Origin of the sequence: Herbaspirillum sp. (assembly GCF_017744395.1) — a bacterium.
Lineage (GTDB): Bacteria > Pseudomonadota > Gammaproteobacteria > Burkholderiales > Burkholderiaceae_D > Herbaspirillum.
Genome location: NZ_JAGIBI010000002.1, coordinates 537,302 through 550,426, shown reverse-complemented (window position 1 = coordinate 550,426; position 13,125 = coordinate 537,302). Strand labels below are relative to the sequence as shown.

Here is a 13,125-nt window from a genome sequence, read left to right as displayed (position 1 = left end):
AATCATCCCGGTTGCGCTTTATGGCTGTCTCAATGCGTTATTGCAGTTCTTCCAGTGGCGATCCACGCAAGGGCCTCCGCTTCCGTGAGCGGCGCCGCGAAAAGATAGCCCTGGACGAACGATGCTCCCAGCTCCTTCAGCACGGCCAGCTCCCTCTCGGTTTCAACGCCTTCGACGACGCAAGCCAGATCCATATCCCGGCTCAAGGCGAGCAGCGACTTGACGATCTTATAGCTGACCGGGTTGTCGTGGATTTCGGTGACAAAGCTCTTGTCTATCTTGATTCGCGTCAATGGAAGCGCATGCAACTGGCTGAGGCTTGAATAACCCGTTCCAAAATCGTCCAGCGTCACGCCGCATCCCAGCTGGCGCAGCGACCGGATCGCATGCTCGGTCTTTTTCAGGTCGTAGAGGGTGGCCGTTTCCGTAATTTCAAAATCCACCCGGTGCGGGGGAAAATCGGTTTCGTGAATGGTTTTGATGATCCTGTCCAAACCATCCGTGTCATTGAGATCGTTGGCCGACAAGTTGAAGGAGAGGTTGATATCGGCCGGCCACCCGCTTGCCACCCTCAGCGCCTTCGCAAATAAGATTTCGCTAAGTTGGCCGATGATGCCCATCCGCTCTGCGGCAGGAATGAATTCCGCCGGCGATATCGGCCCCATCATGGGGCTCTTCCAGCGGGCCAGGGCTTCGAAAGCGACCGTCGACGAATTGTCGATGCTGACGACTGGCTGGAAACAGACGGATAGCTCGCTCTCGAAATCCGCCAATCGCAAGGCCTGCTCGATGTTCGCGTTCCTTTGGATCTGCTCTTTGTCCGCGCTGGAAAACAACGTGACGGTACCCCGGTTGTTGCGCTTTCCATGATAGAGCGCATAGTCCGCATGTTCATAGAGGGTATAAGCGTCCGCGGCCATGTCTGGAAATGTCGCCACGCCAAGGGATGCCGCCACCTTCACTATCGTGTTATAGAGCACGAACGGCGGACGCAGCGCCAGGCACACCTGGTCGCCAAATGCCCGTATTTCCTGGTCGCTCATGTTGCGATTGATGATCAGGGCGAATTCATCGCCGCCCAATCGGGCCAGGTGCGTATTTTCGTCGCAGATATTGAGCAGCCTTTTCCCCACTGCCGATAACAGCCGGTCCCCATGCGCGTGGCCATAGAGATCGTTGATCGATTTGAATCCGTCAATGTCCATGATCGCGACGGAAAAGCGGGTGCCGCGCGTCCTGGCGTCATCGCAGACCGCGTCAAGCATTGCAAAGAATTTTCTCCGGTTCGGAATCTGGGTGAGCGCGTCCAGGTTGGCGAGCTGGGAATTCTCGTTGCTGAGCGCCGCTGTTTTCACCTGCGCCTCGATAAGAAGGGTGAAGTCGCGATAGTGGCTTGCAACGATCACCAGCATTGCCGCCGTCACCAACACAACGTTGAGCGCCGCGGCGATGAAGGTCGGAATGTCCGAAGAGAGGAAAAAGACCGTGAAGATGCTGTTGACGATCAAGGCGCAGGTCAATGCCGCCGAGCGGAGGTACATCAGGCAAAAGATGCAGCTGATGACGGTAATTCCCATGTAGAAAGCCACATGGGCTTGCGCATACTCATCGCCATACGGAAAGAGCAGGATCGACCATATCGAGAAGCTCAGCGCGATCGGCATGACCAGCCGGTTGGTCCTCCTCAATGCTCTCCAGGCCTGCTCGGCGTCCGGGTCTATGTTCTTGCTTTTGAGCCACACCGCAAAGCGGATGGCACAAAACAAAGTCAGCGCGCTTGGGTAATAGATGGAAAGCCAGTGGGGAGCGGAATGAATGTGCGTCAGCGCGAGCGCCCAGCTATTCACTATCAAGATCATGTACATCATCGGTATCTTGCTAGCGAACGCTTTGTACTGCGCCTTCAATAATTCAGGCTTGTCCCGTTCGATCGCCCAGAACCGGAGCAGTCTTTTGGATATCGCGGAAACCTCCATCCCCTCCCCCCGGTTTTTTGAATTCCTGACTATCGTACAAGATGCAGAAAAACCATGGTGGGAATTGATGCTTCCTTATATCGCGGGAGGCTCTCCGGTAAAGGCGCAAGCGATCACAATCAAAGACTTACGTTGAATCCCGCTTCGTAATTGCTTCGTTTCAACACCTCGCCCCCTTATTGGGCGTTGTTTTCCACGCATGTCATGCAAATGCCTCAGGCCAGCAGATCGCAAGAACATTCCCTGGATCACTGACTGCATGACTGGAAACCGTGCGGCTCCGGTTATTCCCGCCGCCAAAGAGGCGCGGCTTCCCGATACGGGTATAAAAAAACAGCCCACATTACTGCGGACTGTTTTCTTCGAACATGATGCTGGCGATGAGAGATTTACTTTTTCCTCTGGATCGCCGACAGCTGCTCTTTCGGAATCGCTGCATAATCCGCCGGGTTCGGCGAATTCGTTACCTTGGCGATGGCGGCTTGATATGGGTCGTGCCGCTGTTGATGGCCAGGCGTTTCCCGCGCAAATCTGCCAAGGTCTGGATCCCGCAGGCTTTCCTGGACTACAGGGGATACACATTCCGCAACCTATACTTAGAACGCGCCTACGTAGTTCTCCGCCAGCGCAGTCGACAATGCCCGCGAATTGACCACGTTCTCCAGCTCGGCGCGCTGGAGTTGCTGCTGGAACGGCGAAGCATCCGCGAACGTGTGCAGCATGCTGGTCATCCACCACGAGAAATACTCGGCGCGCCAAACGCGTTTCAAGGCATTTTCCGTGTACGCCGCCAACTGCTCGCCGCTCGATTTGCGATAGAACGCCTCGATCGCCTGGGACAGCAGCTTGACGTCGCCCACTGCCAGGTTCATGCCCTTGGCGCCGGTAGGCGGCACGATGTGCGCCGCATCGCCGGCCAGGAACAGGCGGCCGTGCTGCATCGGCGTCGAGACGAAGCTGCGCATGCCGATGATGCCTTTCTGGAAGATCCTGCCTTCCTTCACGCGCCAGCCGTCGCTGTTTTCCAGCCGGGTATGCAGCTCGTTCCAGATGCGGTCGTCCGACCAGTTGTCGACGCTGTCCTTGGGGTCGCACTGGAAGTACAAGCGCTGCACCGTCAGCGAGCGCGTGCTGACCAGGGCAAAACCGCGTTCATGTTGCGCATAGATCAGTTCATCGGAAGACGGTGCTGATTCCACCAAGATACCGAACCAGCCGAACGGATAGATGCGCTGGTAGTCCTGGCGCACCGATTCCGGAACGGCCGGGCGCGAGACGCCGTGGAAGCCGTCGCAGCCGGCCACGAAATCGGCCTGCAGCGTACGCTTTTCTCCGGCATGCATGAAGCTCACCGATGGATTTTCGGTATCGATGCCCTGCGGCTGCACCTCGCTCACGCCGAACAGAATGCTGCCCTGCGCCGCCAGACGCGCCGCCACAAGGTCCTTGATCACCTCATGCTGGGCATAGACGGTAATGGCCTTGCCGGTCAGCTCGGTCAAGTCGATGCGATGGCGGCGGCCGCCGAAGGAGAGTTCGATGCCGTGGTGCAACGCGCCTTCCTTTTTCATCCGTTCGCCCACGCCGGCCTCGGTGAGGATATCCATCGTGCCCTGCTCCAGCACGCCGGCGCGGATGGTGGCTTCGATCTCTTCGCGGCTGCGGCTTTCCAGCACGACCGATTCGATGCCTTTCAGGTGCAACAGGTGGGAAAGCAAAAGGCCGGCCGGGCCGGCGCCGATGATGGCTACTTGGGTACGCATTGCGTGGTCTCCATGTTGGTTTGATCGTTCTTGGTATGGATGCATGGTAGACGCGGCGCCCCAAATAAAAAATGGATGATCCCGCCAAATACTTGTACTATTTTTACATCCATAAAAAACACAAGACCGCTTCGACGGAGACGACATGCCAACGGCAAGAAGCAAACCCAAGACCCGCGACGTACCGCAATTTTCGCTCTATGGCGAGGCTTCCCGTCCCGACAACGCGGAGCCGGTGCACATCGAATTGATCGAGACGCGCAGCCGCGTACACGACTGGCATATTTCACCGCATACGCACGCCGGCCTTTTTCAGGTACTTTTTTTAATGTCCGGCCATGTCAATGCGCTGATGGAAGACCAGCTCTGGGAGCACGACGGACCGGTGGTGATCACCATCCATCCGTCGGTGGTGCACGGCTTCGATTTCTCGGAAGAGGCGGTCGGCTTCGTGCTGACGGTAGATCCGCACATCGTGTTTTCGCTGGGCGGGGACAATGCCCACAGCGATATCTTTTCCCCATTGTTCCTGCGGCCGATGGCGATCGACCTGGCGCGCGTGCCGGAGTTGCGCGAACGTATGGAAACCGTGCTGCGGCTGCTGATCGCAGAGTCGGCATCGCCCCGCGCCGGGCACACGCTGATGCTGGAATGGCTGGCGCGCAGCGTGATGCTGCTGCTGGTGCGGCTGGAAGCGGACCACCGCTCGGCCGAATTGTCGGGACGCGGCGAATTCGAACTGTTCAGCCGTTTTCGCGCACTGGTGGAGGAACACTTCAAGGAACAATGGCAGGTCGGCGTCTATGCCGACAAGCTGCGCGTCACGCCCAGCCGCCTCAACCGCCTGTGCCTGAAACTGGCCGGCCAATCGGCCTTCGACTTCGCCCAGCAGCGGCTGATCCTGGAAGCCTGCCGCAAGCTGACTTATGTGCCGTCGGGCGTATCGACCATCGCCTATGAACTGGGCTTCCAGGATCCGGCCTACTTCAGCCGCCTGTTCAAGCGCCACATGGGCGTCACGCCCAAGCAATACCGGCGCACCAACGTGCTCGACGAAGCAGCGGCCGCGCCATGAACGATCGGGACGGTCTTATGGCTTGCCCTGCGCCAGCTTGACCGCCGCCCGCAGCGCCAGCAAGTAACTCTCCCCGCCAAACCCGGAAATCTGTCCACGGACGATATCGGCAAATACCGAGACATGGCGGAAGGCTTCGCGCGCATGCACATGCGACATGTGCAACTCCACGATCGGCACCGACAGGATCGCCAGCGCATCGCGGATGCCGTAGCTGTAGTGCGTCCAGGCGCCGGCGTTGATCAGCACCGCATCGATCTCCTCGCCGTGGGCGGCATGGATCCGCTCGCACATGGCGCCTTCGTGATTGGTCTGGAAGCACTCGACTTGCGCCCCCAGTTCGGCGCCGAGCGCCTGCAACTGCTCATTGATCTGGGCCAGCGTCAACGTACCGTACTGGGCCGGATCGCGTTTGCCGAACATGTTCAGGTTGATGCCATGCAGCACTAAGATTTTCATATTGAATATTGAATCCTGAAGCAAAAAGCATAAGCGCCGCCGGCAAGCCATCTGCCGGCAGCGCAATCGGGGTTGAGCCGGTGCGATTTAGAAGCGATGCAGAATGCCCATCTGCAAACCGATCAGCGTCCTGCCGTTGACGTCATCGCCGCTCAGGTTCGCCGTCGGGCCGGCCGAACCGCTGAAGCGATAGCCCGCTCCGCTGTCGTTCTTCATGTAGTTGGCAAAGCCGTACAAGGTGGTGCGCTTGGACAGGTCGTAATACGCGCCAACGTTGCCGCCCTTGGCGCCGGCATTGCTGCCGCTGGTGTCCCTGATCACGCCATACAAGGTGCCCACGCGCAGGTTGGCGCTGATGCGGTAGTCCGCCGAGAGCTGATAGATGTTGAAGTAGCGCAGGGCGTTGGCATCGGTACCGTTGAAGACGTTGCCGGTGGCGGCCGTGTTGCTCAGGATCGCCGCCGCCGTCAGCCCGCTGCTGTTGGCGGTGATGTTGTTGCTGCGCACATAGGCCAGATAGATCTTGCCGTGCCCGTAGTCGTAGTCGGCGTACAGGTTGTGGTACTTGATCTTCTCGCTCACCGCGCCGCTCGGCGCCGGGCTGGCCATCAGGCCCGCATAGCCGGCCCGGTACGGGCCGTTGGTGTAGTCCAGCGCCAGCTGGTAGACCGCGCTTTGCGAAATGCCGCCGCCGGGCTGCTCGCCCAACGCCAGGTGCGCCGCGCCCTGGAAACCGGCTACGCGCTTGGTCTTGAAGGAGATGTCGTTGTCATAGCGCGAGGGCACGCCGAAGGTGTTGACGATCGAACCGAAGGTGGTGCGTTCGGTGTAATCGATGGCGCCGCCGATTTGCTGGATTTCGGTATTCTGGCGGCCGATGCGGACTTCGCCGTAAGGCGTGCTCAGGCCGACCCAGGCCTGGCGGTCGAACAGGCGGGTGGAATCCCCCAGCGCGCCGGTGTTGGCGCCGAAACCTTGCTCCAGGGTAAACGTGGTCTGGTAGCCGCCGCCCAGATCTTCAGCGCCACGGAAGCCAAGGCGGCTGCGCAGGATCGCGCCGTCGTTCACGCCGATTACGCTCTTGCCGCTGTTGCTGTGGATATAGCCCAGGTATTGGTCCACCGTACCGTAGATGGTCACGTTGGTATTGGATTGCGCATATGCGCCGACCGAACATCCGGCCAGCGCCAGCATGGTGATGACTTTTTTCTTCATGTGTTGCCTCCTCGTTTATAGATTTATTTATCAGTGATCAGTGAATAACGCTGATCAGTATTTGATTTTCGCGACCGCGCGCAGCTGCTCGGGAGATGCCGTGCCGAAACCGAAAAACTCCAGATAGGCCGGAATCATTTCGAACAGCATGTCGGTGCCGACCTGGATGCGGCAGCCCTTGGCCTGCGCCGCGGCCAGCAATGGCGTGATTTCCTGCTTCATGACGACATCGCCGACAAAGGTCTGCGGCGCAATGCGGCTGACATCGAACGGCAGCGGATCGCCGTCCTGCATGCCCAGGGGGGTGGCGTTGACGACCAGGTCGTAGCCGGCTGGATCATTCGATCCGATACGCACCTGCAGCTTGGGATAGTGTTCTTGCAGGCGCCCGGCCAATGCCTGCGCCGATGCCGCATTGGTATCGAACAGCTGCATCTCGCCGACGCCGGCTGCCGCCAGCGACGCCGCAATCGCCGAACCCACGCCGCCGCTGCCGGAAACCAGCACGCGCGTGCCATCCAGTTGCAAGCCCTTGCGCTGCACGCCGCGCACGAAGCCGGCGCCGTCGAACTGGTCGCCCAGCAGGGTGCCGTCGGGGCGCAGCAAGATGGCGTTGCAGGCGCCGGCGATGCGGCCGGCCGGCGAGACCTCGTCGACCAGGCCGACGGTAGTGACCTTGTGCGGCATGGTCACCAGGGCACCGCGGATGTTGCTCATCTTGAACAGCGATGCCAGCGTGGATGTGTAGTTCTCCGGCTTGACCCCCATGGGCACCACCACGGCATTGATGCCTTGTTGCTCGAACCAGGGGTTGTAAATCATCGGCGCCTTGAAGCTTTCGGTCGGAAAGCCCAGGTGGGCGATGAGCAGGGTTTTACCGTCGATCATATGCAGTCCAGTTCAGTTTCGATGTGTATCAGTCGATTTCGACACGCTTGACCTCGCCCACCACGAACACGTAGGAGATCACGCCCAGCAAGGCGGCGGCGGCGATGTAGGCCAGCGCGTAGAAGAACGAACCGGTGGCGCTGATGATGAAGCCGATCACCAGCGGCGTGACGATGCCGGCCAGGTTGGAGCAGGTATTGAAGATGCCGCCGGTCAGGCCCATCAGGTTCTTCGGTGCGACGTCGGAAATCAGCGTCCAGCCCAGGCCGACCATGCCCTGGCCGAAGAAGGCGAACGACAGGATGGCGATCACGACCGCATCGCTGCTGGCGTAGTTGGCGCCGATGATGGTCGAAGCCGCCAGCAGGCCGAAGATGATCGGCGCCTTGCGCGCGAGGCTGGCAGATCCGGTGCGCTTGAGCAGCCAATCCGAGATCCAGCCGCCGAACATGACGCCTACTGCCGCCGCCAGGAAGGGCATGATGGAGAAGAAACCGACCTTGAGCCAGCCCATGTGGCGTTCCGTCGCCAGATAGGTCGGGAACCAGGTGAGGAAGAAGACCAGCGTGGTGTTGCCGGCGAACTGGCCGATGGCGGCGCCCCAGATCTGGCGCACGCTCATCAGCTTGCCGACATTGCTCCAGGAGAACGGGGTGGCTTTCTCGCTGCGCTTTTCCAGGCCGCCGCCGGCGGCGATATAGTCCAGCTCGGCCTGGTTGACACTCTTGGATTGGTCCGGTTCGCGGTACATCATCCACCAGACGATGCCGAAGCCGATGCCGACCAGCCCGACCACGACAAACAAGGTGCGCCAGCCGAAGTTGCCCATGAGCCAGAAAAGGGCCGGGGCAAAGCAGGCCAGGCCCAGGTATTCGCCCACCGTATAGATGCCGGTGGCGCGGGCGCGCTCGTGCTGCGGGAACCAGGTGCTGACCACGCGGCTGTTGGTCGGGAAGCAAGGCGCCTCGCTCACGCCCAGGCAGAAGCGGAACAGCAGCAAGGATTTGACGCCGACCGCCAGCCCCTGCAACAGCGTAAACAGCGACCAGAATGTCAGCGCCAGGAAATAGGTCAGCTTGCTGCCGAAGCGGTCGAGGAACACGCCGCCCGGAATCTGCGCGACCGCATACGTCCAGGAAAACGCGGAAAACACCAGCCCCATGATCGCGGCATCGATGCCCAATTCCTTGGTCATGACCGGCGCCGCGATGCCCAGCACGGTGCGGTCCAGGTAGTTGATCAAGGTACCGATGGCCAGCAAGGCCAGGATGACGAAACGCACGCGGGTACGCTTGGTGGATTTTGCAGCGCCGAATGCGCCTGCAGCAGATTGGCTCATTGTCAGTCTCCTGAATGATTGTTTTTGAATTCTTGGTTTTTATTTTTATGTGTTGTTGGCAAGCCTAACGACAAGCATGTGCGAATGCCATCGGCAAATTCTTAAAAACGTTCGATAATCGCTCGTTTCAAGCGATTATCGACCAATAGCCCATCGATTGCCAAATCCGCCCCAAGGCCATCGCATGTCGGAACAGGAGAAGAGACGATGCCGGCAAGCGGCACAGGAGGGAGGCCAACGGGAACATCCGGCAAAAACGCAAAAAGGCGACCATGACAGCCGCCATGGTCGCCTTTTACGCTGTGAAACCGCTTATTGAATACCGGCCAGGCTCGTGCGCCGCTCACGCACATTCAGGCTGCGCCGCAGCACCTGGTCCGTCACCCACTTGGCGCTGCGATAGGCGCGCTGGGCGACGATTTCCGGCGGCAGTTGCAGGTAGTCGTCGTTGAACACCTCGAAACTGTAGTCGCCCCGGTAACCGGCGCGGTCCAGGCGGTTGAGCATTTCCGACAGCTCCGCCGAATGGGTGCCTTCGCCGGGAAAAACGCGCAAGTGGCGCGCGGTCTCAAGGCGCTCCTCCGGACTGCGGATCTCGCGCCACATATAGTCGGACAACTGCACCATGGCGATCTTTTCGCTGGGAATATCGTCCAGGTTATCCAGGTCGCCGTTGTTGGCGAAGATATGGAAAGAATCGAGCACCACGCCCAGGTTGGCATGGTCGGCAAGCGCCACGGCTTCCCAGGATTGCGGGTACTGGTTGATGTGACGCCCCCAGGACAAGGCTTCAAACCCGACCTTCACGCCCAGCGGAACGGCCAGGGTCGCCAGCTTGGCCAGGTGCCTGGCCACCAGGTTGATGTCGTCGCTGGCATGGCTGGAGGTGGTCGAGCACACCATCAGCAAAGGCGCTCCGACCGCCTTGCACAGCAGCAGCAGGTTCTTGGCGATGTCCAGCTTGTATTCGTGCAAGGGGCCGCTGAGCGCTTCGAAGTCGCGCATCACCTGGATGCCGGTAACCCGCACCCCGCTGTCCTTGACCACCTTGACCGCGGCCTCCAGGCCGCCCGGGTATCCGGCCAGGTCCTTGGCCCACAGCATGATCTGCGAGAAACCCACCGACTTCGACGCAGCCAACTTGGACTCCAGCGTCCCGGCCAGGCTGATCGTGTCCATTCCGAAATTGCCGAGGTTCACCGTGCGCCCTCCTTGGCATTGCTGATGACCAGTTCGAAGCTGATGCCGCCTTTGTACAGCTGCGTCAGCGCGCCTTTCTCGCTGACCACGATAGGTTCGCGGTCGACGAACACGATGCCGCGGGCCGACAAGGCTTTCACCGCCGCCAGCACATCCGGCGTACCCAGGCCCACGCGCACCAGCTGCTCACTCCAGCTCGGCACCACCGCATCGTCAGGCGGTTCGACCAGTTGCAGGTAGAACGTCTTGCAGGGGCTTTCCAGTATCGTGCCCTTTTGCATGACGCCGAAATAGCGGCCTTCCGGCAACGGACGGAACTCCATCAGTTGCTGGTAGAAATCGATCCATTCCGGCAGGCGCCCGGCGCCGATGGTTTGCACCACGCCAAAGAAGTGCATGCCGGCGATGGCATCGGGATGCTGTGGCGCATTGGCGATGGGCTTGAAGTCAACGTCGTAGATGGAGAAGTCATCACAGCGGTCGACGAAGTAGATGATCGACTCGCCCGCGCCATGCACGCCGGGAATGTTCAGCTCCATCACGCCGGCGCGGGTCTGGATCGCCCATGCGCCCTGGTCGATCGCGTGGCGGTAGGCCGCATCCGCATCGCGCACGCGCAAGGCGATGGCGCTGACCACGGTGGACTGGGCATCCCGGCTGGAATGCGACAAGGCGCCGGGGTCGGCATTGACGATCACGTTCATCGGCCCTTGCCGGTACAGCGTCACTTCGCGGGAACGGTGGCGCGAAGTGGCGACAAAGCCCATCTGCTCCAGCAGGCTGCCCAGCGCCAGGGGCTCGGAGGTCGCGTATTCGATGAACTCGATGCCCGAAATGCCCAAGGGATTTTTCGGTTCCGGATTTTTTTCCTGGTTAAGCATGACAGCCGTTCCTTAGTTGGTGAAATATCAGGTAGTCGATTCGACGGATTTGCGCGCCGCGTAGCTGTCGCCATGGCTTTGACCGGCGCCGCTGCCCATCTTCATGCGCGCGGCCACCACCACCGACAGCAGGCAGCCGCCGGCCAGATAGGCCGCTACAGCATGCCACGAGCCCGAGGCGTCCAGCAAGAAGGTCGCGATGAACGGCGTGAAGCCGCCGCACACCACGCTGGCGAACTGGTAACCGACGCCGGCGCCGCTGTAGCGGTATTCCGCGCCGAAGAATTCGGTGAACAAAGGCTGCTGCACGCTGACGATCATGTCGTGCGCGATATTGGCCAGCAGCACCGAGAACACCACGATCCACAGTACCGAGCGCGCCTCCATGGCCATGAAGAACGGGATGGAAGACGCCAGGCCGATCACGGCGCCGATCAGATAGATCTTCTTTTGCCCGACGCGGTCGGCGGCATAGGCGAACAAGGGAATGGTGACGCAGCTGACCACCCCCACCAGCAGGCTGATGTTGAGGAAGAACTCGCGCGGCATGCCGAGGTTCCTGGTCGAATACGAAAGCGCGAAGGCCGTCACGATATACATCGTAAACATCTCGGCCATGCGCATCGCCACGATCAGCAGGAAGCTCCTGGGGTTCTTGCGCAGCGCGGTCAGGACCGGGAAGCGCTCCTTCTTTTCCTTGACCGCCATCACCTTGCTGACGAACTCTTCCGACTCTTCCATGGTGGTGCGGATCCACAGCGCGATCAGCACCAGCGCCACGCTCACCAGGAAGGGAATGCGCCAGCCCCAGGCCATGAAGCTGTCGTTGCTCATCGTGCGCATGAGCAGGGAAACGATACCGGTGGCCAGCACCAGCCCGACGCCATAGCCCACCTGCACACCGCTGCTGTAGAACGCCTTCTTGCCGACAGGCGCCGATTCGACCGCCATCAGCGCGGCGCCGCCCCATTCCCCTCCTACCGCGAAGCCTTGCAAGGCGCGCAGCACGACCAGGGCCAGCGGCGCATACCAGCCGATCTGCGCATACGTGGGCAACAGGCCGATCAGCGCCGTGGACACGCCCATCATGACGACGGTAATGACCAGCATGCGCTTGCGGCCGAGGCGGTCGCCGAAATGGCCGAAGACGATGCCGCCCAGCGGGCGGAACAGGAAGCCGACGCCGAAGGTGCCGAATGCGGCCAGCGTGCCAAGCGAAGGATTGTCGCTGGGGAAGAACTGGCTATTGAATACCAGGGCGGCGGTGATGCCGTACAGCAGGAAATCGTACCAATCGACCACCGCGCCGACGAAGCTGCCCCAGGCAGCCTTCTTTGCGCGCTGCGAACGGCGGCCATCCGCTTGTGCCGCCGATACTTTCGTGTCGTCCATGATGTCTCCGGTGAGATTATTTATGCGTTATGTGGAGCAGATTTTAGGGAGCGCGTGGACGGAAAGCCATAGACGAATCATAAAATACGTGCGATAAACGCATCAAACGAGCGACTAACGCACTATTTTTGCACTCCACCATGACGAAGAGCGAACTGAAGAAACGCGACTGGATCGCCGGCCTGGAACGCGGGCTCGCCATTCTCGAAAGCTTCGACAACCAGCATCCCCGCATGACGGCCACCCAGGCCGCCGAACGCAGCGGCCTGACCTTATCGGCGGCGCGGCGCTACCTGCTGACTCTCGAACACCTGGGCTACCTGTACAGCGATGGCCGGCACTACGGCCTGACGCCGCGCGTCTTGAAAGTGGGCTGGTCGTATTTCGACTCCGCCGCGCTGCCGCGCCTGCTGCTGCCCTTCCTGCAGCGCGCCTCGGCGGCCATCAACGAGTCTGTCTATGTCAGCGTGCTCGACAACCACGATCTGGTATTCATCGCCAAGAACGGCGTCACGCGGCTGATGACCACCGGATTCGTCTTGGGCGCCCGGGTGCCGGCGCATCTGGTGTCGCCCGGCATCGCCATGCTGGCGGCGCTGCCAGAAGAGGAGATCCAGGCGCGCCTCGGCAGCCTGGAATTCAACAGCTTCACGCCCCATACCCTGCTCGATGCCGGCCTGATCCATGCCGAGATCGAAAAAGCCAGGGCCGCCGGCTACGCCGTGCTCGAACAGCAATTGCAAGTAGGGGTGCGGGGCATCGCCGTGCCCTTGAAGAATCGCAGCGGCAAGGTGGTGGCGGCCATGAGCGTCAGCCTGCCCATGCTCAACGAGAAAAAGGAAGCGGCCGTGGCGAGAGTGCTGCCGGTGTTCCAGGAAATCGCCAATACGCTGATTTCCTATCTCTGACCAGGAGCCCGCCCGGGCTCCAGGTTTTT

The 13,125-nt window shown here is 60.6% G+C and carries 11 protein-coding genes; 2 read left to right on the top strand and 9 right to left on the bottom strand.

Features of this window, described 5'->3' with window-relative positions; all coding sequences use genetic code 11:
- Nucleotides 1–29: 29 nt before the first annotated feature.
- On the bottom strand, nucleotides 30–1,976 hold the full coding sequence (locus J7548_RS08470; RefSeq protein WP_290973124.1) for an EAL domain-containing protein: 1,947 nt from the start codon (nucleotides 1,974–1,976) through the stop codon (nucleotides 30–32).
- Between the two features lie 596 nt (nucleotides 1,977–2,572).
- Nucleotides 2,573–3,739: a 4-hydroxybenzoate 3-monooxygenase gene (locus J7548_RS08465; protein ID WP_290973121.1), complete on the bottom strand. Its 1,167-nt coding sequence runs from the start codon at nucleotides 3,737–3,739 to the stop codon at nucleotides 2,573–2,575.
- A gap of 145 nt (nucleotides 3,740–3,884) precedes the next feature.
- Here J7548_RS08465 and J7548_RS08460 point away from each other — a divergent pair, with 145 nt between their 5' ends.
- Entirely contained in the window at nucleotides 3,885–4,814 is a 930-nt protein-coding gene (locus tag J7548_RS08460) for a helix-turn-helix domain-containing protein (RefSeq protein WP_290973118.1), read from the top strand.
- A gap of 15 nt (nucleotides 4,815–4,829) precedes the next feature.
- Here the strand turns inward: J7548_RS08460 and aroQ are convergent, their stop codons facing one another.
- From aroQ to shiA, 7 genes are all read right to left on the bottom strand, one after another.
- Nucleotides 4,830–5,273 carry a type II 3-dehydroquinate dehydratase gene (gene aroQ, locus J7548_RS08455; RefSeq protein ID WP_290973115.1) on the bottom strand — a complete coding sequence of 148 codons (444 nt, stop codon included), beginning with the start codon at nucleotides 5,271–5,273 and terminating at the stop codon, nucleotides 4,830–4,832.
- 87 nt (nucleotides 5,274–5,360) lie between these two features.
- Complete coding sequence (locus J7548_RS08450) at nucleotides 5,361–6,488, bottom strand: porin (protein WP_290973113.1); 1,128 nt, start codon at nucleotides 6,486–6,488, stop codon at nucleotides 5,361–5,363.
- 54 nt (nucleotides 6,489–6,542) lie between these two features.
- Nucleotides 6,543–7,376: a ThiF family adenylyltransferase gene (locus J7548_RS08445; protein WP_290973110.1), complete on the bottom strand. Its 834-nt coding sequence runs from the start codon at nucleotides 7,374–7,376 to the stop codon at nucleotides 6,543–6,545.
- A 28-nt stretch (nucleotides 7,377–7,404) separates the two neighbouring features.
- The gene (locus tag J7548_RS08440; RefSeq protein WP_290973107.1) at nucleotides 7,405–8,715 is read right to left on the bottom strand and encodes an MFS transporter; all 1,311 of its coding nucleotides are present in this window, start codon (nucleotides 8,713–8,715) and stop codon (nucleotides 7,405–7,407) included.
- Nucleotides 8,716–9,027: 312 nt separating this feature from the next.
- Nucleotides 9,028–9,915: a sugar phosphate isomerase/epimerase gene (locus J7548_RS08435; protein WP_290973104.1), complete on the bottom strand. Its 888-nt coding sequence runs from the start codon at nucleotides 9,913–9,915 to the stop codon at nucleotides 9,028–9,030.
- Entirely contained in the window at nucleotides 9,912–10,796 is an 885-nt protein-coding gene (locus J7548_RS08430) for a 4-hydroxyphenylpyruvate dioxygenase (RefSeq protein ID WP_290973101.1), read from the bottom strand. Before J7548_RS08430 ends, J7548_RS08435 begins: the two co-directional genes overlap by 4 nt.
- A 27-nt stretch (nucleotides 10,797–10,823) precedes the next feature.
- The gene (gene shiA / locus J7548_RS08425) at nucleotides 10,824–12,188 is read right to left on the bottom strand and encodes a shikimate transporter (RefSeq protein ID WP_290973098.1); all 1,365 of its coding nucleotides are present in this window, start codon (nucleotides 12,186–12,188) and stop codon (nucleotides 10,824–10,826) included.
- Between the two features lie 140 nt (nucleotides 12,189–12,328).
- Here shiA and J7548_RS08420 point away from each other — a divergent pair, with 140 nt between their 5' ends.
- Nucleotides 12,329–13,096, top strand: coding sequence for an IclR family transcriptional regulator C-terminal domain-containing protein (locus J7548_RS08420; protein ID WP_290973095.1), 768 nt, complete (start codon nucleotides 12,329–12,331; stop codon nucleotides 13,094–13,096).
- The last annotated feature ends 29 nt before the right edge of the window (nucleotides 13,097–13,125 follow it).

Bases quoted from the DNA above. Each gene is read 5' to 3' on its own strand.
- J7548_RS08470 (WP_290973124.1), bottom strand. From the start codon at position 1,976: ATGGAGGTTTCCGCGATATCCAAAAGACTGCTCCGGTTCTGGGCGATC.
- J7548_RS08465 (WP_290973121.1), bottom strand. From the start codon at position 3,739: ATGCGTACCCAAGTAGCCATCATCGGCGCCGGCCCGGCCGGCCTTTTG.
- J7548_RS08460 (WP_290973118.1), top strand. From the start codon at position 3,885: ATGCCAACGGCAAGAAGCAAACCCAAGACCCGCGACGTACCGCAATTT.
- aroQ (WP_290973115.1), bottom strand. From the start codon at position 5,273: ATGAAAATCTTAGTGCTGCATGGCATCAACCTGAACATGTTCGGCAAA.
- J7548_RS08450 (WP_290973113.1), bottom strand. From the start codon at position 6,488: ATGAAGAAAAAAGTCATCACCATGCTGGCGCTGGCCGGATGTTCGGTC.
- J7548_RS08445 (WP_290973110.1), bottom strand. From the start codon at position 7,376: ATGATCGACGGTAAAACCCTGCTCATCGCCCACCTGGGCTTTCCGACC.
- J7548_RS08440 (WP_290973107.1), bottom strand. From the start codon at position 8,715: ATGAGCCAATCTGCTGCAGGCGCATTCGGCGCTGCAAAATCCACCAAG.
- J7548_RS08430 (WP_290973101.1), bottom strand. From the start codon at position 10,796: ATGCTTAACCAGGAAAAAAATCCGGAACCGAAAAATCCCTTGGGCATT.
- shiA (WP_290973098.1), bottom strand. From the start codon at position 12,188: ATGGACGACACGAAAGTATCGGCGGCACAAGCGGATGGCCGCCGTTCG.
- J7548_RS08420 (WP_290973095.1), top strand. From the start codon at position 12,329: ATGACGAAGAGCGAACTGAAGAAACGCGACTGGATCGCCGGCCTGGAA.